The 931-nt window shown below is 68.4% G+C and carries 1 protein-coding gene; it reads left to right on the top strand.

Features of this window, described 5'->3' with window-relative positions; all coding sequences use genetic code 11:
* The first annotated feature begins 56 nt into the window (after nucleotides 1-56).
* Nucleotides 57-830 carry an IS21-like element helper ATPase IstB gene (gene istB / locus ACTQV3_RS09240; RefSeq protein ID WP_427719878.1) on the top strand — a complete coding sequence of 258 codons (774 nt, stop codon included), beginning with the start codon at nucleotides 57-59 and terminating at the stop codon, nucleotides 828-830.
* Nucleotides 831-931 lie beyond the last annotated feature (101 nt).

The raw sequence follows: 931 nt of genomic DNA, 5'->3' as shown, positions 1-931 counted from the left end.
ATCGCCGAGGCCGCGCGCGCCAACCTCGCGCTGCTCGACTCGCTCGGAGGGGCGTGATGGGCGCCGTCGCGGAGGGCAGCCCCTCGATCAGGGCGCAGGCGAACCTCTCCGCGCTCGGGCTGCACGAGATGGCGGCGTCCCTGCCCGACTACGTGAGGATGGTCGCCGCGGGCGAGCGGGGCTTCGCCTCCGCCCTCGAGGAGATGACGCGCGTCGAGGTCGCCGCCCGGGAGGTCAGGATCACCAGCCAGCGCATACGGTCGTCGGGGTTCCCCTACGTCAAGGGGCTGGCGGACTTCGACTGGGACTTCCAGCCGTCGGTCCCGCGCGCCGAGATCGAGGAGCTCGCGACCCTGAGGTTCGTCGAGCGGGCCGAGAACGTCCTGTTCGTGGGGAGCCCCGGCGTGGGCAAGACGCACCTCGCCGTCGCGCTGGGCATCGAGGCGGTCAGGGCGGGGCGCGAGGTCAGGTTCGTGGACTGCGCCCGGCTCGTCGAGGACCTGGAGGACGCCTCGTCGCGCGGCATCCTCAAGAAGAGGCTCAGGTACTACGCCCACTCGAGGCTGCTGATCATCGACGAGCTCGGCTACCTCGACGTCGGCAGCGCGGGCGCGGACCTGCTGTTCCAGCTGATATCGACGCGCTACGAGCAGCGCTCGACGATCATCACCACCAACGTGGGGATCAGCGGCTGGGGCAGGGTGTTCGGGGACGACGTGGCGGCGAGCGCGATCGCGGACAGGGTGTGCCACCACTGCCACCTGGTCAAGATAACCGGCAGGTCCTACAGGCTGAAGGACCTGCCGAGGGACGGCCCCGTCGAGCCGTGACCGGAATCGGTGAAAATACGTTAGCGCAACCGGTGAAACCGCCTTTGCGCGAACGGCGCGCCTGTTTAGCGAAACTGGTGAAAAATAGATTGACGCTAACA

This window comes from Collinsella sp. LCP19S3_A7, from assembly GCF_052121995.1.
Classification (GTDB): Bacteria; Actinomycetota; Coriobacteriia; order Coriobacteriales; family Coriobacteriaceae; genus Collinsella.
The sequence above is the reverse complement of the archived record's forward strand: the minus strand, read 5'-3'. Positions and strand labels throughout refer to the sequence as shown.